18 protein-coding genes are annotated in these 23,456 nt (G+C 59.7%); 13 read left to right on the top strand and 5 right to left on the bottom strand.

Annotated features, from left to right (window positions below; translation table 11 throughout):
- The first annotated feature begins 90 nt into the window (after window positions 1–90).
- From mnmE to U5G49_RS21880, 5 genes are all read left to right on the top strand, one after another.
- Window positions 91–1,410 (top strand): tRNA uridine-5-carboxymethylaminomethyl(34) synthesis GTPase MnmE, encoded by a 1,320-nt coding sequence (gene mnmE, locus U5G49_RS21900; RefSeq protein ID WP_193444515.1) that lies wholly within the window; start codon window positions 91–93, stop codon window positions 1,408–1,410.
- 70 nt (window positions 1,411–1,480) lie between these two features.
- Window positions 1,481–3,355, top strand: a complete 1,875-nt coding sequence (gene mnmG, locus U5G49_RS21895) for a tRNA uridine-5-carboxymethylaminomethyl(34) synthesis enzyme MnmG (protein ID WP_193444516.1) — start codon at window positions 1,481–1,483, stop codon at window positions 3,353–3,355.
- A 25-nt stretch (window positions 3,356–3,380) separates the two neighbouring features.
- Window positions 3,381–3,998, top strand: coding sequence for a 16S rRNA (guanine(527)-N(7))-methyltransferase RsmG (gene rsmG, locus U5G49_RS21890; RefSeq protein WP_193444517.1), 618 nt, complete (start codon window positions 3,381–3,383; stop codon window positions 3,996–3,998).
- Between the two features lie 19 nt (window positions 3,999–4,017).
- Window positions 4,018–4,812 (top strand): ParA family protein, encoded by a 795-nt coding sequence (locus tag U5G49_RS21885; protein WP_018244154.1) that lies wholly within the window; start codon window positions 4,018–4,020, stop codon window positions 4,810–4,812.
- Window positions 4,813–4,844: 32 nt separating this feature from the next.
- A complete protein-coding gene (locus U5G49_RS21880; protein ID WP_193444518.1) occupies window positions 4,845–5,726 on the top strand; it encodes a ParB/RepB/Spo0J family partition protein in 882 nt (293 codons plus the stop codon).
- 104 nt (window positions 5,727–5,830) lie between these two features.
- Here U5G49_RS21880 and holA read toward each other — a convergent pair whose 3' ends face one another.
- The 3 genes from holA to leuS are packed head-to-tail and all read right to left on the bottom strand — an operon-like array spanning window position 5,831 to window position 10,023.
- The gene (gene holA, locus U5G49_RS21875; protein ID WP_193444519.1) at window positions 5,831–6,871 is read right to left on the bottom strand and encodes a DNA polymerase III subunit delta; all 1,041 of its coding nucleotides are present in this window, start codon (window positions 6,869–6,871) and stop codon (window positions 5,831–5,833) included.
- A 10-nt stretch (window positions 6,872–6,881) separates the two neighbouring features.
- Window positions 6,882–7,403, bottom strand: coding sequence for an LPS assembly lipoprotein LptE (lptE, locus tag U5G49_RS21870; RefSeq protein ID WP_018244151.1), 522 nt, complete (start codon window positions 7,401–7,403; stop codon window positions 6,882–6,884).
- Window positions 7,393–10,023, bottom strand: coding sequence for a leucine--tRNA ligase (gene leuS / locus U5G49_RS21865; RefSeq protein WP_193444520.1), 2,631 nt, complete (start codon window positions 10,021–10,023; stop codon window positions 7,393–7,395). Before leuS ends, lptE begins: the two co-directional genes overlap by 11 nt.
- A 200-nt stretch (window positions 10,024–10,223) precedes the next feature.
- Here leuS and U5G49_RS21860 point away from each other — a divergent pair, with 200 nt between their 5' ends.
- The 3 genes from U5G49_RS21860 (at window position 10,224) to U5G49_RS21850 (ending at window position 13,967) form a co-directional block, all read left to right on the top strand.
- The gene (locus U5G49_RS21860) at window positions 10,224–10,883 is read left to right on the top strand and encodes a YggS family pyridoxal phosphate-dependent enzyme (RefSeq protein ID WP_018244149.1); all 660 of its coding nucleotides are present in this window, start codon (window positions 10,224–10,226) and stop codon (window positions 10,881–10,883) included.
- Window positions 10,884–10,965: 82 nt separating this feature from the next.
- Entirely contained in the window at window positions 10,966–12,876 is a 1,911-nt protein-coding gene (locus tag U5G49_RS21855; RefSeq protein WP_193444521.1) for a propionyl-CoA synthetase, read from the top strand.
- 155 nt (window positions 12,877–13,031) lie between these two features.
- On the top strand, window positions 13,032–13,967 hold the full coding sequence (locus tag U5G49_RS21850; RefSeq protein WP_018244147.1) for a flagellin N-terminal helical domain-containing protein: 936 nt from the start codon (window positions 13,032–13,034) through the stop codon (window positions 13,965–13,967).
- Window positions 13,968–14,046: 79 nt separating this feature from the next.
- Here U5G49_RS21850 and U5G49_RS21845 read toward each other — a convergent pair whose 3' ends face one another.
- Window positions 14,047–14,751, bottom strand: coding sequence for a DUF1013 domain-containing protein (locus U5G49_RS21845; protein ID WP_193444522.1), 705 nt, complete (start codon window positions 14,749–14,751; stop codon window positions 14,047–14,049).
- 232 nt (window positions 14,752–14,983) lie between these two features.
- Here U5G49_RS21845 and acs point away from each other — a divergent pair, with 232 nt between their 5' ends.
- A complete protein-coding gene (acs, locus tag U5G49_RS21840) occupies window positions 14,984–16,939 on the top strand; it encodes an acetate--CoA ligase (protein ID WP_168331865.1) in 1,956 nt (651 codons plus the stop codon).
- 96 nt (window positions 16,940–17,035) lie between these two features.
- On the opposite strand, the gene U5G49_RS21835 is transcribed toward acs, so the two are convergent.
- On the bottom strand, window positions 17,036–17,260 hold the full coding sequence (locus tag U5G49_RS21835; protein WP_018448393.1) for a DUF1674 domain-containing protein: 225 nt from the start codon (window positions 17,258–17,260) through the stop codon (window positions 17,036–17,038).
- 110 nt (window positions 17,261–17,370) lie between these two features.
- Here U5G49_RS21835 and htpX point away from each other — a divergent pair, with 110 nt between their 5' ends.
- The 4 genes from htpX (at window position 17,371) to purH (ending at window position 23,425) form a co-directional block, all read left to right on the top strand.
- The gene (htpX, locus tag U5G49_RS21830) at window positions 17,371–18,333 is read left to right on the top strand and encodes a zinc metalloprotease HtpX (RefSeq protein WP_018448392.1); all 963 of its coding nucleotides are present in this window, start codon (window positions 17,371–17,373) and stop codon (window positions 18,331–18,333) included.
- Window positions 18,324–19,712: an RsmB/NOP family class I SAM-dependent RNA methyltransferase gene (locus tag U5G49_RS21825; RefSeq protein ID WP_193444523.1), complete on the top strand. Its 1,389-nt coding sequence runs from the start codon at window positions 18,324–18,326 to the stop codon at window positions 19,710–19,712. The genes htpX and U5G49_RS21825 overlap by 10 nt, the downstream gene beginning before the upstream one ends.
- 216 nt (window positions 19,713–19,928) lie before the next feature.
- Window positions 19,929–21,602 carry a heparinase II/III family protein gene (locus tag U5G49_RS21820; protein WP_018244142.1) on the top strand — a complete coding sequence of 558 codons (1,674 nt, stop codon included), beginning with the start codon at window positions 19,929–19,931 and terminating at the stop codon, window positions 21,600–21,602.
- A gap of 206 nt (window positions 21,603–21,808) precedes the next feature.
- Window positions 21,809–23,425 carry a bifunctional phosphoribosylaminoimidazolecarboxamide formyltransferase/IMP cyclohydrolase gene (gene purH, locus U5G49_RS21815; protein WP_193444524.1) on the top strand — a complete coding sequence of 539 codons (1,617 nt, stop codon included), beginning with the start codon at window positions 21,809–21,811 and terminating at the stop codon, window positions 23,423–23,425.
- Window positions 23,426–23,456: the final 31 nt, after the last annotated feature.

Raw genomic sequence — 23,456 nt, 5'->3', positions numbered from 1 at the left:
AGTCTATAAGAGCTGGGGGCATCGTCATGATGTCGCCAGCTTTTCTATTTCCGAGGAATCACGTTCGATCCAACCGACGGACCAGGCGATATGGCCATGTTGAATGATACCATATATGCGTTATCGAGCGGTGCTCCACCTTCGGGCGTGTCAGTCATTCGAATCAGCGGTCCGCTGACCAAGGACATATTGGTGAGGCTCGTCGGATCAGTTCCGGCAGCCCGGCACGTATCTCACCGAACGATTCGGACTCGTAACAATCAGCCGATCGATAGCGGCCTGGTGCTGTTTTTTCCTGCCCCTCATTCGTTTACCGGTGAGGATGTTGCCGAGCTGCAGATCCATGGCAGCAAAGCCGTGTTGGCGGCGCTGTTTCACGCGCTTGGCGAAATTCCAGGTGTTCGGATGGCGGTTGAGGGTGAGTTCTCCCGCCGGGCTTTTGAGAACGGCAAACTTGATCTCGTCGAGGTAGAGGGGCTGGCAGACCTCATCGGTGCCGAGACTGAAATGCAGCGACGCCTTGCGGTCGAACATAGCGCAGGCGGGCTTTCCACAATTTACGATTCGTGGGCGGAACGATTAACGCGCGCTCGGGCGCTGATTGAGGCCGAACTTGATTTCCCCGACGAGGATGACGTTCCGGGGTCAGTATCGGATATGGTCTGGGCCGATATGGAGAAGCTGCGCAGTGATATCGAGCATCACCTGGCCGCAGCTTCGGCCGGCGAAATTATCAGGGATGGCTTCAAGGTGGTCATCGCCGGGGCTCCGAACGCCGGGAAATCAAGCCTGTTGAACGCCTTGGCGCGTCGTGACGTCGCAATCGTGACGGAGATTGCCGGAACCACCCGCGACGTCCTGCAGGTTGATCTCGATATTGATGGCTATCTGATTAAGCTTTATGACACTGCTGGACTTCGGCAGGCGGACAACCGTGTCGAAATGGAAGGCGTGCGGCGGGCGCGTATTGCGCTTCGCGATGCCGATCTTGTTCTGCTGCTGGTTGACATGGCGAAGCCTCAGATACCCGATGACTTGGAGCAGACCTCTCCACATGTTACTGTCGGGACAAAGAGGGATCTCATCGATATTTCCACGGATCGGTATGATCTGGAGATTTCGACGGCGACGGGTGTCGGTTTGCCGGAACTGCGACGGTTGATCGGCAATGTCGTCGAGAAACGTTTCGCCGGTCTGTCCATGGCGATTCCCAGCCGGCAGCGGCATAAAGATTCGCTAACGAAATGTTTAGCAGCGCTCGAGGCGGCGTTATCGCAGACAGATGTGAATCTCGAACTGCGGACCGAGCAGCTGCGAATTGCCGCAGAGTATTTGGGCAGAATTACCGGAAGAGTGGATGTCGAACATCTGCTCGGGGTGATCTTCTCGGAGTTTTGTATCGGCAAATGATTCACGTGAAACCCTGGGCGTCAGCTTGCGCTGGTCTCACGTGAAACGGTTGCCGGATGTGGAGTCTTGAATGACGGATAATGCCTTCGATGTGATTGTGATAGGTGGCGGCCATGCGGGCTCGGAGGCTGCCAGCGCAGCTGCGCGCCTCGGGGCGAAAACCGGCCTGATTACGCATAGACGAGACACGATCGGCGTCATGTCGTGTAATCCGGCGATCGGCGGGCTTGGCAAGGGCCATCTGGTTCGGGAAATCGACGCGATGGACGGTCTGATGGGACGCGTCGCCGATGCCGCGGGCATTCAGTTCAGGATGCTGAACAAGAAGAAAGGCGCCGCTGTCCGAGGACCGCGGACCCAGGCCGATCGAAAGCTTTATCGCTTGGCAATGCTGGCGGCGATCGAAGCGACGCCTGGCCTGGATATCATCGAAGGCGATGCGTTTGATCTAGAAGTTGTCGATGGTCGCGTCGCAGGCGTGTTCATGAAGGATGGTCGGATCTTGAAAGCGCCAGCGGTGGTTTTGACCACTGGTACCTTTCTGCGCGGCCTTATTCATATCGGTTCGGAAAAGACACCGGCCGGGCGTGTCGGTGAACCACCGTCGATCGGCTTGTCTGCTACCCTCGGCCGCTTGGGATTGCAGTTGGGACGTCTGAAGACCGGAACACCAGCGCGGTTGGATGGAAAGACGATCGACTGGCAATCCGTCGGTCGACAAGGGGCTGACGAGGAGCTTGTTCCTTTCTCCTTCATGACCGATGCGATTACCACCCCGCAGATCGAATGCGGCGTCACCAGAACGACCGAAGCGACCCATCGCATCATCGTCGACAATATTATGCGCTCGGCAATGTATTCTGGGCAGATCGAAGGCGTCGGGCCCCGTTATTGCCCGTCTATCGAAGACAAGCTGGTGAAATTTGGAGAGCGGGATGGACATCAGGTCTTTCTCGAGCCCGAGGGGCTGGACGATGACACAGTTTATCCCAACGGGATTTCCACCTCCTTGCCGGCGGAAGTACAGGCCGAATTTATTAAAACGATCCCGGGTCTGGAAGTGGCAAGAATACTGCAACCGGGCTATGCGATCGAATATGATCATGTCGATCCGAGAGAGTTGACGCCATCGTTGGAGGTCAAACGGCTGAGAGGCCTGTTTCTCGCCGGCCAGATCAATGGCACCACCGGATATGAAGAGGCAGCCGCTCAGGGGCTCGCAGCCGGGTTGAATGCTGCTTTGCGAAGCAATGATTCGGATCCGTTTCATTTTAGTCGGACAAGCTCCTACATCGGCGTCATGATTGATGATCTCACGTCACGCGGCGTTACGGAGCCGTATCGTATGTTTACATCGCGTGCAGAGTATCGACTGACTTTGCGCGCTGACAATGCCGATATGCGTTTAACGCCCCTGGCCATGCGGCTTGGATGTGTAAGTGGCGAGCGGGCGCAGCGATTCACATCCTATCAGTCAGAAATTGAAAGTGGTCGGGCGCTGTTGTCGCTGACGATTACACCGAATGAGGCGCGACGCGCCGGCCTGAACATCAATCTGGATGGGCAGCGCCGAACCGCCTATGATTTGCTATCTTATCCAAATTACGATTTTTCCGCGCTCCGGCATGTCTGGCCAGAGACGCTCGGCGCGATGAGGCCGAAAGTTGCGGAAGCGTTGGAAATCGAGGCGGGCTATTCGGTTTATCTGGATCGGCAAGCGACGGCGATTGCTGATCAACAGCGCGACGAAGACCGACAGATACCACTTACTTTCAATTATGACGCACTTTCCGGACTCTCCAACGAGCTTAAGGCAAAGCTCAATGCTGGTCGCCCTTTCAATATTGCCCAGGCTGCAATCGTTGAAGGAATGACGCCCGCGGCAATCGCATTGCTGCTTGTGCACTTGCGTCGCCTCCCCTCGCCTGAGCGTCATCGGGCCTGATTACAAGATTTGAGAGTCTTTCAGAATGGAATTAAACGGCTTGCGTGTTTCACGTGAAACACAGGAACGGCTTCGACACTTCGCTGCGCTGTTTCAGAAGTGGGCGAAAGCTATTAATCTGGTGGCGCCGTCGACCCTTGAAGACTTATGGGACCGGCACATCGCTGATAGCAGCCAGGTTTTTCAGATTCATCCGCAACCGATAAGCTGGGTCGACCTCGGAAGTGGCGGTGGCTTTCCCGGCGTCATTACGGCGATTTTTCTGGCCGAATTGCAGGACGGATGGGTACATCTGGTCGAAAGCAACCATAAAAAGGCGGCGTTTCTGCGGACAGCGTTGCGGGAGACCAATGCGCGCGGCAGCGTGCATATCCTTCGAATCGAAGATGCCTATCCGGAGATGGGCGAATGTGATGCGATTTCAGCGCGCGCCCTTGCCGATCTTGACGGGCTCCTCGGCTATTCAGCCCCCTGGATGCTTGGCAAGGAAAATTGTCGTGGCTTTTTTCACAAAGGCCGGGATTACCTGAGGGAAATCGACAAAGCACGTGGTCGGTGGGAATTCGATCTGTTAGAACATAAGAGCGCCGTTGAGCAGGAATCCGTTATTTTGGAAGTATCAAATCTCCGGCGCTTGGTTTAACAGATGGGATATTGCGGCAATGGCTGGCGAACGACATCGGATTATCACCATCGCAAATCAGAAGGGTGGCGTTGGTAAAACGACCACAGCAATCAATCTGGCAACGGCGCTTGCTGCTATTGGCGAGCGTGTCTTGATCGTTGATCTCGATCCGCAGGGCAATGCCAGCACCGGCCTCGGTATCGATCGTCGTGATCGCAAGCTTTCCTCCTATGATCTGATGGTTGGTGATCGTGGGATCCCCGACGTAACTCTCGAGACAGCGGTTCCCAATCTCTTTATCGTCCCGTCGACGATGGACCTGCTCGGCATCGAGATGGAGATCTCGCAGCAAAGCGATCGGGTCTTCAAACTGCGGAAAGCGTTGTCTTCGCCCGAAGCCATGGCGTTTTCTTATATTCTTCTGGACTGCCCGCCGTCGTTCAATCTGCTGACGATGAATGCCATGGCAGCAGCTCATTCGGTCTTGGTTCCGCTGCAATGTGAATTCTTTGCGCTGGAGGGGTTGAGTCAGTTGCTTGAGACTGTCAGCCAGGTTCGGCGGACGGTTAACCCGCGTCTGGATATTCAGGGGATCGTCCTGACGATGTTCGATGCGCGCAACAATCTGGCACAGCAGGTTGTCAATGACGTGCGCACGCATCTCGGCGACAAGGTTTACCACACGTTAATTCCGCGCAATGTCCGGGTTTCTGAAGCTCCGTCCTACGGCAAGCCGGCTATTCTCTATGACTTGAAGTGCGCGGGCAGTCAGGCCTATCTGCAGCTGGCCTCCGAGGTCATCCAGCGAGAGCGCCAAAGGCTGGCCGCGTAATATCATTTTCGGGGTGTAGGTGAGTGTAGATCATGAATGACGATGTATCGAAGAGGCGATTGGGCCGTGGCCTTGCGGCGTTGATTGGTGAAATGGATCAGCCTGTCCCGGTGGAAGCCGAGCGGATTATCAGTGCCGACAGGATGATCCCGATCGAGTTCGTTAGCCGTAATCCCCGCAATCCTCGTCGTTTCTTCGATGATGCTGAGCTGCATGATCTCGCAAGTTCCATTCGCCAACACGGTATCATTCAGCCAATTGTTGTGCGGACTATGTCGCGGGATCGATATGAAATCATCGCCGGCGAGCGACGTTGGCGCGCAGCTCAGCTTGCCGGGCTGATCGAGATTCCTGTCATCGTCCGTGACGTGGATGATAAGACGGCGCTGGAAATCGCTATTGTCGAAAACGTGCAGCGCGCGGATCTCAATGCCCTCGAAGAGGCATTGGGCTATGAGCAGCTTATTGCTGAATATGGTTACACCCAGAACGACCTTGGGGAAATCATTGGCAAAAGCCGCAGCCACGTTGCCAACTCTTTGCGCTTGTTGAAGCTGCCGGATCCGGTTCGCGATCTGCTTGCCGCTGGCAGCCTATCGGCTGGGCACGCGCGTGCGCTGGTTTCGACATCTGACCCGGCAAGTCTTGCCCGTACGATCGTTGCCAAGGGCATGTCGGTGCGTGACGCGGAAAAGCTGGCACAGAACAATATAAAGGCTCAGTCGGAACCACAGCAGGCGGCCTTACGACGGGATCAGAAGGATTCCGACACGCTGGCGCTGGAGCGGACACTTTCCGATGCACTCGGTCTTGAGGTTGCGATCAATCACAAGGCGAGCGGTGGCCAGATCAAAATTTCCTATAAGTCACTGGAGCAGCTGGAGGAAATCTGCCGTTTGCTCGAGAGGCGCTAAAACGCTGTGCGTCCTTTCGGACGCGCAAAGGACGCACTCACCACTCTTTCAATCCTCGCATCGTGCAGGCCGAAAATCGATTCCGATTCTCGGCCTGATGCTACTCAGGCGGATTTCCGGCCGGATTGAAGGGTGGTGGACAGAAGCGTTTGCATTGCGACGCTGTCCTCTAGCACCTGTCGCCGCCGGCTTTGCAGAATAGCGGCCTGCAGCCGATTGGATTCCCGCGCGATGCTTTCCGCGGTCCATTGGCGTAATGCCTGTTCGATGATCGGTTTACGGCGAAAATGCAGATGCCGCCCCATCGTCTGCATGATCTGAGGCGGCTGCAGCCGTTTTTCATCCATCTCGGCGCGCATCGAATCCAGAAGCTGGAATTGCTTCAGGCATGTCTGCAGAACGAGAAAGATCGCGGTTTTCGAGCTGCTGATTTTTTGCATGGCGTGCAAAAAGGCGTTGAGATCGCCGCCGAGAATGGCATCGACGGCGTCGTCAACCGAGATGGCGCTGGCGTCGCCGATTATTTCGGTAACGTGATGTTCTTCGACTGTATCGAAGCCGCGGCAGTATAGAGCAAGCTTGCGAACCTCGTTTCGGGAAGCGATCCTGTCACCGCCGATCAAGGCTATGAGCGCCTGGCGCGCGGCCGGCGTAATGCCGAGCTTCTCTGCCCCGAGCTCAGTATCGATCAAGGCATTGAGAGCGCGGCTGTCATCGGCGTAGGACGGGATCGTCATGACAGATCGCGCGGCCTCCGCCATCTTGCGCAGCAACGAGCCCTTCTTCAGGTCGCCGGCCTCGATGATCAGATAGGCGGCTTCGAGTGGTTTTTCGGCCAGCAAGGCCAGGGAATCGACGAGGTATTTCTCGTTGGCGGCGCCACGGATCCAGATCAATTTCTCACCGCCGAACAGCCCGATCGACTGGACCTCGTCGACCAACCGCCCGGGATCCTTCTGCAGGTCGCCGATATCGAGTTTCGTCAGCGAGAAAGGATCATTGAGCGCGACACCAGTCTTACCGGCGAGCAAGCCTGCTCGTTCGGAAACGAGGCCGCGATCCGGCCCGTAGATGACGAAAATCCGATAGTTCCGCGCCGATTTCTGCAGGAAAGTCTCGAATTCGTGGGATTTTATCTCTGCCACATCTCCGCCCTCAGCGGCTGAGAGCAGCGGCGATATCGGCTCCTACGAATTCCGCCACCTGATCCGCCGCTCGGTTTTCGGCATCGCGGATTGCCCGCTGCTTGGCAAATTCCTGGTCAGGGAAATCCACCAGCGCCGTGGTCGCCCGGCTGCCGGCCTTGATGACGTGATTGTCGGTCGCCGCGCGCAGCGTGTAGGTGACGCTGACGGTCACACGACCGGCTCGCGACGTATCGGCGGATTCCGTAAGCAGCGTATCGGCAACGGTGGATGAGGCGTGCATTTCGACCTGATATTCCGGTTTTTCAGGCTCGCCGGCCCCACGCGACGCAAGGAAGATCAAGTGGTTACGAACCTGCTGCTCGATGCGGCTGCCTGCCGGGGAAAAGCCGACCGAGGAAAGCTTTTCAGTGACACCGGAATTCTCGGAGTAGAGCGGGCGAACCTGGCAGGCGGAGAGAAAAGCCGCGGAGGCAAGGATCATGGCGATGCCGGCATTGCGAGCCAGCTTGCAAGCGATATCAGACGACAATGTTTACAATCCTTTGGGGAACCACGATGATCTTCTTCGGTGCCTGTCCGTTCAACGCGTTCTTCACCGCATCCAGATCCAGCACGGCGTCGGTGACGGCATTCTGATCTGCATCGCGAGAAATTGTCAATTCAGCGCGCTTCTTGCCGTTGATCTGTACCGGCAGGACGACATCGTTTTCGATGACGAGTGTTTCGTCGTATTGCGGCCAGCTTGCCCGGGCAAGCAGTCCTGCATTGCCGAGCGCGGCCCAGCATTCCTCAGCCAGATGCGGCGTCATCGGAGAGACGAGCTGAATCAGGATCTCGGCGGCATCGCGTACGGCCGCGCGATAGGTGGCATCACCCTCGCCTGCTGCAACCCTCGTCATCGGTGCGGCCAGCGCGTTGACGAGTTCATAAATTCGGGCAACGGCTTTGTTGAACCAGAGCTTGTCATAGTCGTTCTGGACCGCCTTCAGCGTCTTGTGGGCAGCCTGGGAGATTGACAACGCGTCCCCATCGATTGCCGGCGCCGGTGCGACGGCGGAGAGCGCGTCCGCGGCTTCGGAAATCAGGCGCCACAGACGCTGGGTAAAGCGATGAGCGCCCTCGACGCCTGCCTCGGACCAGATAACATCACGTTCCGGCGGGGAGTCGGACAGAACGAAGAAACGAGCGGTATCGGCGCCGTAGGAGGCGATGATATCGTCGGGATCGACGACGTTCTTTTTCGATTTCGACATTTTCTCGATCGAGCCGATCGCGACTTCCTCGTTGTTCGTCAGCAAGAAAGCCCGGCGTTTGCCGTCGAGTTCGTCGATGCGGATATCGGCGGGTGCCACCCATTCGCGGCTGGCGCCTGCGCCGCGGCAATAGGTTTCGTGGACCACCATGCCCTGGGTGAAGAGACCCTTGAAAGGTTCGGTGGCGGCCACGTGACCGGTCTCGCGCATGGCGCGGGTGAAGAAGCGGGAATAGAGCAGGTGCAGGATCGCGTGCTCGATGCCGCCAATATACTGGTCGACCGGCAGCCAGCGGTTTGCCGCCTGCGGATCGGTCGGCTTTTCCTCCCAGGGCGCGGTGAAGCGGGTGAAATACCAACTCGAATCGACGAAGGTGTCCATCGTATCCGTCTCGCGGCGTGCATCCTTGCCACAGTTCGGGCAGGAGACATGGCGCCAGGTCGGATGACGGTCAAGCGGATTGCCCGGCTGGTCGAAGGTGACATCATCGGGCAGCTTGACCGGCAAATCCTCCTTCGGCACCGGCACGACACCGCAATCATCGCAATGAATGACCGGGATCGGGCAGCCCCAATAACGCTGGCGGGAAATGCCCCAGTCGCGCAGACGGAAATTGACCTTGCGCTCGCCCTGCGGCGCATTGCCGAGCGAAGCGGCCGACAGCCGGTCGGCGACGATATTGAAGGCTTCCTCGGTCGTCTTGCCGTCGAGGAAACGGGAGTTGATCATCACGCCATCACCGTCATAGGCGGTGTCGACGACGGAAAGGTTTGCGGCATCGCCATCCCTCGGCATGACGACGGGCACCACCGGCAAGCCATATTTCCGAGCAAAATCAAGGTCGCGTTGGTCGCCCGAGGGGCAGCCGAAGATCGCGCCCGTGCCATAATCCATCAGGACGAAATTGGCGATATAGACCGGCAGCTCCCAGGAGGGATCGAGCGGGTGCCTGACGCGGATACCGGTATCCATGCCCTTCTTTTCGGCGGTCTCGAGTGCTGCGAGCGACGTGCCGGCGCGGCGGCACTCCTCGCAGAAAGCTTCGATAGCCGGGTTCTTCGCGGCGGCATCCTTTGCCAGCGGATGATCGGCGGCGATCGCCAGGAAGGAGGCGCCGAAGAGCGTGTCCGGTCGGGTGGTATAGACGGTGACTTCGCTCTCGCCGGCCGGTGCCGTTTCCGGCACGATCTCCCAGCGGATCGTCAGGCCTTCCGAACGGCCGATCCAGTTCTTCTGCATCAGGCGCACTTTTTCCGGCCACTGATCGAGCGTATCCAGCGCGTCCAGCAGATCCTGGCTGAAGTCGGTGATCTTGAAGAACCATTGCGTCAGTTCGCGCTGCTCGACGAGCGCACCGGAACGCCAGCCGCGGCCATCGATCACCTGTTCGTTGGCCAGCACGGTGTTATCGACAGGATCCCAGTTGACCTTCGACTGTTTGCGATAGACCAGGCCCTTCTCCAGGAAATCCAGGAAGAGATGCTGCTGCTGCTGGTAATATTCAACGTCGCAGGTGGCGAACTCTCGGCTCCAGTCCAGTGAAAGCCCCATGGCCTTCAGCTGCGCCTTCATTGAGCCGATATTCTGGTAGGTCCAGGAGGCGGGGTGAACACCACGCTCCATGGCGGCATTCTCTGCCGGCATGCCGAAGGCGTCCCAGCCCATCGGATGCAGCACGTTGTAGCCGCGGGCGCGCTTGTAGCGGGCGACGACATCGCCCATGGCGTAATTGCGGACATGGCCCATATGGATGCGCCCCGACGGATAGGGGAACATTTCGAGGACGTAATATTTTTCGCGCGGATCGGCATTGTCGGTCTCGAAGACCTTGTCTTCATTCCATTTCTGCTGCCAGCGGGGTTCGGCATCGCGCGGATTATAACGTTCGGTGGCCATAGTATTCGTATTTCCGGAAAATCAGGGGAGTTGGTCGAGACCTTCACCATGAAACCACCGTAGCGTCAAGTTTTGCAGGCGCTGCAAGCGTCCGATCTTGATCACGCGCAAGCGATTTCGCGAAGGCGGGTCTTGGCAAGCACAGGTTGGCTGGTTAGTTCATTGCCAATCCTTTCATGCTGGTATGTCGAGGCAGAACAATGGAACTTCAAGAGCGGTTGAACGATGTGCGATCACGGATTGCGGCCGGGGAACGCGCGGCAGGTCGTCCGGCGGGTTCCGTTCAGCTGGTCGCGGTGTCGAAGACTTTCGAGGCGGACGCGATCGGTCCGGCCATCGAAGCCGGACAGCGCGTCTTCGGCGAGAACCGGGTGCAGGAAAGCCAGGGCAAGTGGCCGGCGCTGAAAGCCGAGCGTCCGGATATCGAATTGCATCTGATCGGGCCGCTGCAATCGAACAAGGCTGCGGATGCGGTAGCGCTTTTCGACGTCATCGAGACGGTGGACCGGGAAAAGATCGCCCGCGCGCTTGCCGATGAGATGAAGCGGCAGGGCAAGACGCCGCGGCTCTATGTCCAGGTCAATACCGGGCTCGAACCGCAGAAAGCGGGTATCGCTCCCGACGACACGCCGGCCTTCGTCGCCCTTTGCCGCGACGAGCTCGGCCTTTCAATCGAAGGTTTGATGTGCATTCCGCCGGCCGAGGAAAATCCCGGACCGCATTTCGCCCTGCTGGCAAAGCTCGCGCTCAAATGCGGCGTCGGAAAACTTTCCATGGGCATGTCGGGTGACTACGGGACGGCAATCGCCTTCGGCGCCACCAGCGTGCGTGTGGGATCCGCAATTTTCGGCACGCGCTGAAACGCTGCTTTGGTCGGGCTTCCTGTTCCCCTTAATGCCGCCTAGATTGATATCGAGGTTTGCATGTCCTGGGGAGGAGCAGATGCAGAACGGCTATCATCAGACCTATGCGGCCTGGAAAGGTGATCCCGAAGCCTTCTGGCGCGAAGCGGCCAATGACATCGACTGGTTCAAGCCGCCGGAGCGGATTTTCTCGCCCAATGAGGGCGTCTATGGCCGCTGGTTCTCCGGCGCGGAAACCAATACCTGCCACAATTGCCTGGACCGGCATGTGGCCGCCGGCCGCGGCGGCGAGACAGCGGTCATCTTCGACAGCGCAATGAACGGCGAGAAGCGCCATTTTAGCTATGATGAGGTGCTTCGGGAAGTGATGGCCATCGCAGCAGCGTTGGTCGAGCGCGGCATCGGCAAGGGTGATCGTGTCATCCTTTATATGCCGATGGTGCCGCAGGCGGTCTTTTCCATGCTCGCCTGCGCCCGCATCGGTGCGGTTCACTCCGTCGTTTTCGGCGGGTTTGCCGCCAGCGAACTTGCGGCGCGCATCGATGATTGCGGTGCGAAGCTGGTAATCACCGCGAGCTGCGGGCTCGAGCCTGGTCGCATCGTCGCCTACAAGCCCCTGGTCGATCAGGCGATCGAGATTGCGCGTTCGAAACCGGGGCGCTGTCTGGTGTTGCAGCGACCGGAGCTTCGGGCAGATCTCGTCAGCGGCCGCGATCAGGATTTCGAGGCGGCGGTGGCGCAGCATCGTGGCGCCGAGATCGCCTGCGTCTCCGTCAAGGCGACCGATCCGCTCTACATCCTCTATACATCGGGCACGACGGGCCAGCCGAAGGGCGTCGTGCGCGACAATGGCGGCCATATGGTCGCGCTCAACTGGTCGATGCGGAATATCTACGGCTTGAAGCCGGGAGAGGTCTTCTGGACGGCTTCGGATATCGGCTGGGTCGTCGGACATTCCTATATCGTCTATGCCCCGCTGCTCGCCGGTGTAACCACTCTGATCTTCGAGGGAAAACCGGTCGGCACTCCGGATGCGGGAACATTCTGGCGCATCGTTTCGGAGTATAAGGTGCGGGTGCTGTTCACGGCGCCGACGGCATTCCGAGCCATCCGGCGGGAGGATGGTGATGGTGAATTGATGCACAAGTATCCGATGCCGGATCTACGCGCGCTGTTTCTGGCCGGCGAGAGGGCGGATCCGGAGACGCTGAAATGGGCGGAGCGTATGCTTGGCATACCCGTCATCGATCATTGGTGGCAGACGGAGACCAGCTGGCCGATTGCCGCAAATCCGCTTGGCCTCGGCGCCCTTCCCATCAAGCACGGTTCGCCGGCACTGCCGATGCCCGGCTATGATATGGCGGTGCTCGATGATGCCGGTCATCCGATCGAGGCGGGAACGCTCGGCAATATTGTCGTCAAGCTGCCCTTGCCGCCCGGCTGCCTGCCGACCCTCTGGAACGCGGACGAACGTTTCCGATCGGCCTATCTCGATGAGTTTCCCGGTTACTACAAGACGGCCGATGCGGGCTACGTCGATGAGGATGGCTATCTCTTCATCATGTCGCGCACCGACGACATCATCAATTGCGCCGGTCATCGGCTCTCGACCGGGGCGATGGAGGAGGTCTGTGCGCGCCATCCCGATGTCGCCGAATGCGCTGTCATCGGCGTGATCGATGTGCTGAAGGGTCAGGCGCCCTGCGGTTTCCTGGTGCTGAAACGACATGTTTCCCGTGACGCAACGGCGATCGAATCAGAGGTGGTGGCGATGATTCGTGATTCGATCGGGCCTGTTGCTGCCTTCAAGACGGCTATCATCGTAAACCGGTTGCCGAAGACACGCTCCGGCAAAATCCTGCGCGGCACGATGCAGAAGATCGCCGACGGCATACCCTGGAAAATGCCTGCAACCATTGATGATCCAACGATTTTAGAGGAAATTGCCGAGGCGCTGCGTGGGCGTGGTTTCGGCTCCCTGCCGATGTGAATTAAACTTTCGGTAAGCCTAATTGAGGAATTGTTAACCATGTTGATGCAAGCATTTGTTAACGGCAATGGCTTGCATAGCAGGCTTTGCATGACGCGGTCGCCGTTACCGGCCTAGTCCGGATTGCCCCTTTCTCAACGATTGTGGAACGGATCATGACAAGCATCCTTACCAACAACGCTGCCATGGCAGCGCTGCAGACTTTGCGCGGCGTAAACGATAGCCTCAAGGACACCCAGGGTCGCGTTTCATCGGGTTATCGTGTCGAAAAGGCGGCTGACAATGCCGCTTACTGGTCGATTGCTACGACCATGCGTTCTGACAACAAAGCGCTTTCGGCCGTCTCCGACGCGCTCGGTCTCGGCGCAGCCAAGGTCGACACGGCCTATTCGGCTATGGACAGCGCGCTCGATGTCGTCAGCGACATCAAGGCCAAGATCGTCGCCGCCACGGAAAAGGGCGTCGACAAGACGAAGATCCAGCAAGAACTCGACCAGTTGCAGGAGCAGCTGCTCAGCATCGCACAATCGGCGTCCTTCTCCGGCGAAAACTGGGTTGCCGGCGCCTCCGGCACGAAGAGCGTCGTTTCGTCCTTCGTCCGCGACGGCAGCAATGCCGTTTCGGTCAAGATGACGGACTACGTGCTCGATTCAGGCTCGCTTGGAAACGTGCTTTTCGGCATGACGAGCACCGGTGCAATCGAGACATCAAGCGGCATCATCGGCACGGCCTTCAACGGAACCTATGGCGGCACCGTCATCGTCATGGCGTCAATATATGATCTCGACATCACCGGTTTCACCCAGGGTCAGCTTGACGCAGCCCTGACCGGTGTCGAACTGGTTCTCGGCGCTATGACCGCCGCGGGCTCGGCATTGGGCTCGATCTCGACCCGTATTCAGCTGCAGGAAACTTTCGTCAGCGGCCTTCACGATTCGATCGACTCCGGCGTCGGCCGCCTGGTCGATGCCGATATGGAAGAGGAATCAAGCAAGCTCTCGGCGTTGCAAACGCAGCAGCAGCTCGCCGTCCAGTCGCTCTCGATCGCCAACAGTTCGGCGCAGAACATTCTCACCCTGTTCCGCAGCTAATTCGAAACAGGCAATTCGCAACAAAAAGCCCCGCCGGTCAGCTCATACCGGCGGGGTTTTTCATGAAATCGCTGATATCTCAGTACTGATCGTCGTCCTCGTCCTTCGGGGCCGAGCGCAGCGAGCTCAGCTTGCGGAAGACGGCATCGGCGTCGATTTCCTTTTCCTTTTCCTCCTCGCGCTCGTAGCTCGGGGTCAGGCGTTCGGTCTCCTGTGCCGATTGCAGCGTCGCGCCAAGCTCGGCGGCGGTCGGCAGCGGACGGCCCTTGGAGGCCTTTTCCACTTCCAAGTCGAGATCGATCTGGCTGCAGAGGCCGAGCGTTACTGGATCCATCGGCGCCAGGTTGGCGGAGTTCCAGTGGGTGCGCTCGCGGATTTGCTCGATGGTCGACTTGGTCGTGCCGACCAGGCGGGAAATCTGCGCGTCCTTCAGCTCCGGATGGTTGCGAACGAGCCAGAGAATGGCGTTAGGGCGGTCCTGACGCTTGGAAACCGGCGTATAACGCGGACCGCGGCGCTTGGATTCCGGCACGCGCACCTTCGGTTCGGAAAGCTTAAGCTTGTGGTTCGGATTGGCCTCGGCGCGGGCAATCTCGTCGCGGGAAAGCTGTCCTGTCGAGATCGGGTCGAGGCCCTTGATGCCCTGCGCCGCTTCGCCGTCGGCGATCGCCTTGACTTCGAGCGGATGCAGTTTGCAGAACTGCGCGATCTGATCGAAAGACAGTGCCGTATTGTCGACGAGCCAGATGGCGGTCGCCTTCGGCATGAGCAGTGTTTGAGCCATGGATATAGTCCTTCTATCGTCCGCGCCGGTCGCGGTCCGTGGATTGTCACCACAATGTCCGGGAAATATGCCGCTATATAACCGCACTGTCGCATAATTGCAATTCTTCCGAAATGAAATGACCTTTGTCTAATTGCCGTTGCGATGCGAACTGCTATGAATTGCCGTGATTTCAAGTCCGGGCCCTTCCTAGCTCACGCGGCCCGTCGCATGTCCCATGAGGAGGAGTTGCATGTCGGAGAAGATCTATCCGGTCACGAAGCCGGTGAAGGCGCGCGCCCTGATCGATAAGGAAAAGTACCTGAAATGGTACGAGGAAAGCGTCGAGAACCCGGACAAGTTCTGGGGCAAGCACGGCAAGCGGATCGACTGGTTCAAGCCCTATACCAAGGTCAAGAACACTTCCTTTACCGGCAAGGTCTCGATCAAGTGGTTCGAGGACGGTCAGACAAACGTCTCCTACAACTGCATCGACCGTCATCTGAAAACGAATGGCGACCAGGTGGCGATCATCTGGGAAGGCGACAACCCCTATATCGACAAGAAGGTCACCTATAACGAGCTCTACGAGCATGTCTGCCGGATGGCGAACGTGTTGAAGAAGCACGGGGTCAAGAAGGGTGATCGCGTCACCATCTATATGCCGATGATCCCGGAAGCGGCCTATGCGATGCTTGCCTGCGCCCGCATCGGGGCGGTGCATTCGGTCGTCTTCGGCGGCTTCTCGCCGGAGGCGCTGGCGGGGCGCATCGTCGACTGCGAATCCACCTTCGTCATCACCTGCGACGAAGGCGTGCGCGGCGGCAAGCCGGTGCCGCTGAAGGACAATACCGATACGGCGATCGATATCGCCGCTCGACAGCATGTCAGGGTCAGCAAGGTGCTGGTCGTTCGCCGCACCGGCGGCAAGACCGGCTGGGCGCCGGGCCGCGATCTCTGGCATCATCAGGAGATCGCCACGGTGAAGGCGGAATGCCCGCCGGTGAAGATGAAGGCGGAAGATCCGCTCTTCATTCTTTATACGTCAGGCTCGACCGGCAAGCCGAAGGGCGTGCTGCATACGACGGGCGGTTACCTCGTCTATGCGGCGATGACGCATGAATATGTCTTCGACTATCACGACGGTGACGTCTACTGGTGTACGGCCGATGTCGGCTGGGTCACCGGCCACTCCTATATCGTTTACGGGCCGCTCGCAAACTGCGCGACGACGCTGATGTTCGAGGGCGTGCCGAACTTCCCGGATCAGGGCCGTTTCTGGGAAGTCATCGACAAGCATAAGGTCAACATCTTCTACACTGCGCCGACGGCAATCCGCTCGCTGATGGGTGCCGGTGACGAATTCGTCACGCGCTCCTCGCGTTCTTCGCTGCGCCTGCTCGGCACGGTCGGCGAGCCGATCAATCCCGAGGCCTGGGAGTGGTATTACAATGTCGTCGGCGACAAGCGCTGCCCTGTCATCGATACGTGGTGGCAGACGGAAACCGGCGGCCATATGATCACGCCGCTGCCTGGCGCCACCGATCTGAAACCCGGTTCGGCGACGACCCCGTTCTTCGGCATCAAGCCGCAGCTGGTCGACAATGAGGGCAAGGTGCTGGAAGGCCCGGCCGACGGCAATCTCTGCATCACCGACAGCTGGCCAGGTCAGATGCGCACGGTCTATGGCGATCACGAGCGCTTCATTCAGACCTATTTCTCCACCTACAAGGGCAAGTATTTCACCGGCGACGGCTGCCGGCGCGATGCGGACGGGTATTATTGGATCACCGGCCGCGTCGACGACGTGCTGAACGTCTCTGGCCACCGGCTCGGTACGGCAGAGGTGGAATCCGCGCTTGTCTCTCACAACCTGGTTTCGGAAGCCGCAGTCGTCGGTTATCCGCATCCGATCAAGGGCCAGGGAATTTATTGCTACGTGACGCTGATGTCCGGTCACGAGGGATCGGATACGCTTCGCCAGGAACTGGTGAAACATGTTCGTGCTGAAATCGGCCCGATCGCCGCGCCTGACAAGATCCAGTTTGCGCCCGGCCTGCCGAAGACCCGCTCCGGCAAGATCATGCGCCGCATCCTGCGCAAGATCGCCGAAGACGATTTCGGTGCTCTCGGCGACACCTCCACACTTGCCGATCCGGCCGTCGTCGACGATCTGATCGCCAACCGGCAAAACAAGGCCACCGTCTGACATATCGATCCGCTCCGGCCCGTCCGGAGCGGCTCGCTCGTTAGTTAGCCGGATTCTCGGCTATTCCGATCGTAAGACGCCAATTGGAATATTGACTTAGAAATCAATCGCTCGGCCATTGATTTCGTAATCGCCGAAGCGCGCCGGCTCGGCTCCGCCGCGGCCGCCGATCTCCGGCGGTAGTTCCAGCGGCTTCTGGCTCTTTCGCCGCTCCTCGGCTTCGGCAAGGGCGCGTCTGGCAGCCGGGGACAGCATCTTACGCGGTGGCTCCGTTCCCTCGGCCATCGGCGTTTCGCTATTGTCGTTATCGGCGTCCTGCATGGCCGTCTCCTGCCGGAAATATTGAAAATGGCTGGTGAATAACCAAATCATAATGCGCCGGTGTCGGGATTAAAAGCTTGTGACGCCGAAATCGGAGATGGAGATCCGCAATGAACCTCGTTCGCACTGCCATGTTGCTTGCCTTCATGACGGCGCTTTTCATGTTTGTCGGCTTCCTGATCGGCGGTCGGGCCGGCATGATGATCGCATTCGTCATTGCCGCCGGCATGAATTTCTTCTCCTACTGGAATTCCGACCGGATGGTGCTTTCGGCCTATCGCGCGCAGGAGGTCGACGAGCGCAATGCGCCGGAATTCTTCCGGATCGTGCGCGATCTCGCCCGCAATGCCGGCCTGCCGATGCCGAAGGTCTATCTCTACGACAGCCCGCAGCCGAATGCCTTCGCCACCGGCCGCAATCCCGATAACTCAGCCGTCGCCGCCTCGACCGGCCTGCTCAGCGCCTTGTCTCCCGAGGAAGTCGCAGGCGTGATGGCGCACGAACTAGCGCACATTCAGAACCGCGACACGCTGACGATGACGATCACGGCAACGCTTGCCGGCGCGATCTCTATGCTCGGCAACTTCGCCTTCTTCTTCGGCGGCAACCGTGAGAACAACAACAATCCCCTCGGCTTCGTCGGCGTCATCGTCGCGATGATCGTGGCGCCGCTCGCTGCCATGCTGGTGCAGATGGCGATCAGCCGCACGCGCGAATATTCGGCAGACCGCCGCGGCGCCGAGATCTGCGGCAATCCGCTCTGGCTCGCTTCGGCGCTCGGCAAGATCGCGCGCGGCGCTGCTCACGTGCCGAACGAAGATGCCGAGCGCAACCCGGCGACGGCGCATATGTTCATCATCAATCCACTCTCCGGCGAGCGCATGGACAATCTGTTTTCCACCCATCCGAATACGGAAAACCGCATCGCTGCGCTGCACGACATGGCGCAAGGCGGCATGAATGTCTCGACGTCGCCGGCTCGTACTGCTAATCCGTCGCGCAAATCGCGCTCTGTTCCGGATACGGGCCTCGGTCGCGGTGGTTCGCAACCGCCAAAAGGTCCGTGGTCTTGAATTCAGACGGCACGAAGAAGCCATTCCGCAAGCATAGGCCCTCCACTGAGCGATCTGCGCCTGATAAGCCAGGCTTGCAGGCCCGGGCAGCGGCGGCAAAAATTCTTGCAGCCGTCGTCGACCGCAAGCTGCCGCTCGACGGCGCTCTCGATCATGAACACGGCAATCCGGCCTATAGGGCGCTCGGCGAAAGCGACCGGGCGCTCGTCCGCGCCATCCTGAACACGACGCTGCGCCATCTGCCGCGCATCGATGCCGCGATTGCCGCGTTGCTGGATTCGCCGCTGCCGGAGGGGGCAAGGGCGCTGCATCACGTGCTCGCCATCGGGGCGGCGCAGATCCTCTATCTCGATGTGCCGGATCATTCGGCTGTCGATCTTGCCGTCGAGCAGGCCAATCTGGATCCACGCAATCGCCGTTTCGCCAAGCTCGTCAATGCCATCCTCCGCCGGCTCGGCCGCGAGAAGGAGCAGGTGCTTGATGCGATCGGCAAGGTCGCGCCGATGCCGGCCTGGTTCATCGCCAGGTTGGAAAAGGCCTATGGCCGGGACGCGGCGCTGGCGATTTCGGAATCCCAGCTCGAACCGGCCGCAATCGATCTGACCGTCAAGTCCGACCCGGAAGGCTGGGCGAAGCGGCTTACCGGCGTCGTCCTGCCCACGGGCGGCGTGCGGCTCGCCGCCTTCGACGGCGGCATTCCTTCGCTCGAAGGCTTCGATGAGGGCGCGTGGTGGGTGCAGGATGCGGCAGCAAGCATCCCGGCCAAGCTGTTCGGCGATCTCTCCGGCAAACGCACCGCCGATCTCTGTGCTGCGCCCGGCGGCAAGACGGCGCAGCTCATCCTGGCCGGCGGCGCAGTCACCGCACTCGACCAGTCGGAAAGCCGGCTGAGACGGCTGCGCTCGAATCTCGACCGGCTCGGCCTCAAGGCGGAGACGATTGCGGCAGACCTGACGACATTCGAGCCGGCGGAACGCTTCGATGCGATCCTGCTCGACGCTCCCTGCTCTTCCACCGGCACGACACGCCGGCACCCTGACGTGTTGTGGACCAAGGGGCCTGAGGATATCGCCCGGCTGGCGGCGCTGCAGGAGCGGTTGCTGCGTCATGCGCTGACATTGCTGCAGCCGGGCGGCACACTGGTTTTTTCGAATTGTTCGCTCGATCCTGTCGAGGGTGAGGAAGTCGTCGCCCGTGTTCTTTCCGATACGGATGCGGTCGAGCGCGTTCCGATCGGCGCCGGCGACTGGCCCGGCCTTGAGGCGGCGATTACGCCGCTCGGCGAATTCCGTACGCTTCCCACCATGCTGAAAATGCCTGATGGCATCGGCTCCGGCCTCGACGGCTTCTATGCGGCTGTGCTGCGGCGCGTGGCCTGATTGCAAGGCTTGAGCGCGCGCGGCGAGCCTGCATTATACGAGGTGCTTCATAGCCTCGGGTCACGCATGCCCTTTTCCAAAACCGTCCCCACGATTTCAGGCGAAACGCGTTAATTTGCGTATATTCGAACCTTGTCACGAATTAATTCATTGTGGACGATGAAATCGGCCGCTTTTCACCTATTCTTAACCACGAGGGTCAATAGACAATAGAATATGCAGTCCGGTCGGCGTTTTGCGAGCATGTATGTTCGGGAGGCTTGGCGGCGCGCCTTGCGCCGCGTCGCGTTGCTGCGCCTGAAGCTCTTTCGTCATTCGATCAAGGTGCCCGAGCGTCTGATCGTCGCGCCGACCGATCTCCGCAGCATCGATCCACATGTGGCCGACGAAATCCTCAACGGACGGTTTCTCCTGGCCGGGCGCATGCTGGAAACGAACGGAAAGTCGCCCTTCACCTTCACCCTGCCCTCGCGCCCCTTCGCGACGCGTCTTCACAGCTTCGGCTGGCTGCGGCATATGCGGGCGAACAAGACGGAGCGTAGTTCGGCTGCGGCCCGCGCGATCGTCGACAGCTGGCTTTCCATCCATGCCGGTCGCATGGAGGGGATTGCCTGGGAGATCGACGTCACCGCCCAACGCGTTATCGCCTGGCTGTCGCATTCGCCGGTGGTGCTGCAGAACGCCGACCGCGGCTTCTATCGCCGCTTCATGAAGTCGCTGGCGTTCCAGGTGAGGTTCCTGCACCGCATGGCGCCGTTCACCCTCGGCGGGTTGGAGCTGTTTCGGCTGCGTATCGCGCTCGCCATGGCCTCCGTCGCCATGCCGGCGCGCGCCTCCACGCTGAGAAGGGCGGCGCAGGCACTCGACCGCGAATTCGATAGCCAGATTCTATCAGATGGCGGCCATGTCTCGCGCAATCCGCGCGTCGGGCTGGAATTGCTGCTCGATCTGCTGCCGCTCAGGCAGACCTATGTCAATCTCGGCCATGACCTGCCGCAGAAGCTGATCTCCGGCATAGACCGGATGTATCCGGCATTGCGGTTCTTTCGCCATCAGGACGGAGACCTTGCGCTGTTCAACGGGGCAACCTCGACGCTCGCAAACGAGCTGATGTCGGTGCTGCGATATGACGAGACCGCCGGCCAGCCGTTCAAGGCTTTGCCGCAGTCGCGCTATCAGCGGCTTTCCGGGGGAAAGACGGTGATTATTGCCGATACCGGCACGCCGCCTTCGGGAGGCGCACTTCGGACCGTGCATGCCGGCAGCCTCTCCTTCGAGATGTCGTCCGGCCGTCATCGCTTCATCGTCAATTCCGGTTCGCCGAAATTTGCCGGGCATCGTTATGTCCAGATGGCGCGCACGACGGCGGCGCATTCCACCGTCATCCTCAACGACACGTCGTCCAGCCGTTTTTCGCCCTCACCCTTCCTTAGTCACGCCATCACCGAACCGGTGAGAACCATCACTGTCGAGCGCGCCGAAACCGAGGACGGACGCGACGGCATCAAGCTCAGCCATGACGGCTATCTCAGGGTGTTCGGGGTGCTGCACGAGCGTGAGCTGACACTCAATGCCGCAGGCTCGATCGTGACAGGCCGCGACCGGCTCGTTGTCCGCGAAGGATATGAGCATGACGAACCTCTGAAGGCTGTCGCCCGTTTTCATATCCATCCCTCGATCGTCCTGCATCAGAGTGACGGGGAGTCCGTGCTGCTGACAGCGCCGGACGGCGAAAGCTGGCTGTTTTCGGCGCCCGGCAATGAGGTGCTGATCGCTGAGGACATCTTCTTTGCCGACAGCTCCGGCATCTGCGGTTCGGACCAGATCGAAATCGACTTCGATCTTGCCGAAAAGACGGAAATCCGCTGGTTCCTATCTCGTAAAAGCTAGAGGCGGAGGATTTTAGGCCGAGTGGCCAAAGATTGGGATCGCATCCACAGCAAGGAAGCAAGGTATGATGCCATCCAAAAATGGCTCGTGCTTTTCGTCATCTGCTCTGACGCCTGTTTGCGCGGCGGCAAACCTGTGCTAACGCGGCGCCAGCATGCGAACATCCCTTGCGGATGTCCTCCCGAAGCCCGAACGGAGAAGGTTTCATGGCCGTCATTTCCAAGAAGATCCCCGCCCCCGAAAAGGTCGAAATCAAGACCGCGCTCATCTCCGTCTTCGACAAGACCGGGATCGTCGAACTCGCCCACGCCTTGTCTGCCAGAGGTGTGCGCCTGCTTTCGACCGGCGGCACCTATAAAGCGATCGCTGCGGCCGGTCTTGCCGTCACCGATGTCTCCGAAATCACCGGTTTTCCCGAGATCATGGACGGACGCGTCAAGACGTTGCACCCAATGGTGCATGGCGGCCTGCTGGCGATCCGTGACGACGGCGAACACCAGGATGCGATGAAAACACACGGCATCGAGGGCATCGACCTCGCCGTCATCAACCTCTATCCCTTCGAGGAGGTGCGCGCGGCCGGCGGCGACTATCCGACGACGGTCGAGAATATCGACATCGGCGGTCCGGCGATGATCCGCGCATCGGCCAAGAACCATGCCTATGTGACGACCTTGACCGATCCGGCCGATTATGCCGAGCTGCTGGAGCAGCTTTCCGCAGATGACGGCAAGACCGCCTATGCCTTCCGCCAGCGTATGGCCGCCAAGGCCTATGCCCGCACCGCCGCCTATGATGCAATGATCTCCAACTGGTTCGCTGAGGCGCTGTCGATCGACACGCCGCGTCACCGGGTGATCGGCGGCGCGCTGAAGGAAGAGATGCGCTACGGCGAAAACCCGCATCAGAAGGCTGCCTTCTATGTGACCGGCGAGAAGCGTCCGGGTGTTTCGACGGCCGCTCTTCTCCAGGGCAAGCAGCTCTCCTACAACAACATCAACGATACGGATGCCGCCTACGAACTCGTCGCCGAGTTCCTGCCTGAGAAGGCGCCGGCCTGCGCGATCATCAAGCACGCCAATCCCTGCGGCGTCGCCACCGGATCCAGCCTGGTCGAGGCCTATCAGCGGGCGCTCGCCTGCGATTCCGTTTCCGCCTTCGGCGGCATTATCGCGCTCAACCGGACGCTGGATGCCGAAACGGCTGAGGAGATCGTCAAGCTCTTCACCGAAGTGATCATCGCGCCCGATGTCACGGAAGAGGCAAAGGCGATCGTCGCCCGTAAGCCGAACCTGCGGCTATTGTCCGCTGGTGGCCTGCCCGATCCGCGTGCGGCGGGCCTGACGGCGAAGACCGTTTCCGGCGGCCTGCTCGTCCAGAGCCGCGACAACGGCATGGTCGAGGATCTGGAACTCAAGGTCGTCACCAAACGCGCGCCGACGGCACGGGAACTTGATGACATGAAGTTTGCCTTCAAGGTCGGCAAACATGTGAAATCGAATGCCGTGGTCTATGCCAAGGACGGCCAGACCGCCGGTATCGGCGCCGGCCAGATGAGCCGCGTCGATTCCGCCCGCATCGCCGCGCTGAAGGCCGAAGAGGCAGCCAAGGCGCTTGGCCTTGCAGTGCCGATGACACACGGCTCGGCGGTCGCCTCCGAGGCCTTCCTGCCTTTTGCCGACGGTCTTCTGTCGATGATCGCCGCAGGGGCGACAGCGGTTATCCAGCCGGGCGGCTCGATGCGCGACCAGGAAGTCATCGATGCCGCCAACGAACACGGCGTCGCAATGGTCTTTACCGGCATGCGCCATTTCCGGCACTGAGTGATTGCGACTGCATAATTCCTTTAAATCG

Source organism: Rhizobium indigoferae (assembly GCF_034554815.1).
GTDB classification, from domain to species: domain Bacteria; phylum Pseudomonadota; class Alphaproteobacteria; order Rhizobiales; family Rhizobiaceae; genus Rhizobium; species Rhizobium leguminosarum.
The sequence above is the reverse complement of the archived record's forward strand: the minus strand, read 5'-3'. Positions and strand labels throughout refer to the sequence as shown.

Bases quoted from the DNA above. Each gene is read 5' to 3' on its own strand.
- mnmE (WP_193444515.1), top strand. From the start codon at position 91: ATGGCCATGTTGAATGATACCATATATGCGTTATCGAGCGGTGCTCCA.
- mnmG (WP_193444516.1), top strand. From the start codon at position 1,481: ATGACGGATAATGCCTTCGATGTGATTGTGATAGGTGGCGGCCATGCG.
- rsmG (WP_193444517.1), top strand. From the start codon at position 3,381: ATGGAATTAAACGGCTTGCGTGTTTCACGTGAAACACAGGAACGGCTT.
- U5G49_RS21885 (WP_018244154.1), top strand. From the start codon at position 4,018: ATGGCTGGCGAACGACATCGGATTATCACCATCGCAAATCAGAAGGGT.
- U5G49_RS21880 (WP_193444518.1), top strand. From the start codon at position 4,845: ATGAATGACGATGTATCGAAGAGGCGATTGGGCCGTGGCCTTGCGGCG.
- leuS (WP_193444520.1), bottom strand. From the start codon at position 10,023: ATGGCCACCGAACGTTATAATCCGCGCGATGCCGAACCCCGCTGGCAG.
- U5G49_RS21860 (WP_018244149.1), top strand. From the start codon at position 10,224: ATGGAACTTCAAGAGCGGTTGAACGATGTGCGATCACGGATTGCGGCC.
- U5G49_RS21855 (WP_193444521.1), top strand. From the start codon at position 10,966: ATGCAGAACGGCTATCATCAGACCTATGCGGCCTGGAAAGGTGATCCC.
- U5G49_RS21850 (WP_018244147.1), top strand. From the start codon at position 13,032: ATGACAAGCATCCTTACCAACAACGCTGCCATGGCAGCGCTGCAGACT.
- U5G49_RS21845 (WP_193444522.1), bottom strand. From the start codon at position 14,751: ATGGCTCAAACACTGCTCATGCCGAAGGCGACCGCCATCTGGCTCGTC.
- acs (WP_168331865.1), top strand. From the start codon at position 14,984: ATGTCGGAGAAGATCTATCCGGTCACGAAGCCGGTGAAGGCGCGCGCC.
- U5G49_RS21835 (WP_018448393.1), bottom strand. From the start codon at position 17,260: ATGCAGGACGCCGATAACGACAATAGCGAAACGCCGATGGCCGAGGGA.
- htpX (WP_018448392.1), top strand. From the start codon at position 17,371: ATGAACCTCGTTCGCACTGCCATGTTGCTTGCCTTCATGACGGCGCTT.
- U5G49_RS21820 (WP_018244142.1), top strand. From the start codon at position 19,929: ATGCAGTCCGGTCGGCGTTTTGCGAGCATGTATGTTCGGGAGGCTTGG.
- purH (WP_193444524.1), top strand. From the start codon at position 21,809: ATGGCCGTCATTTCCAAGAAGATCCCCGCCCCCGAAAAGGTCGAAATC.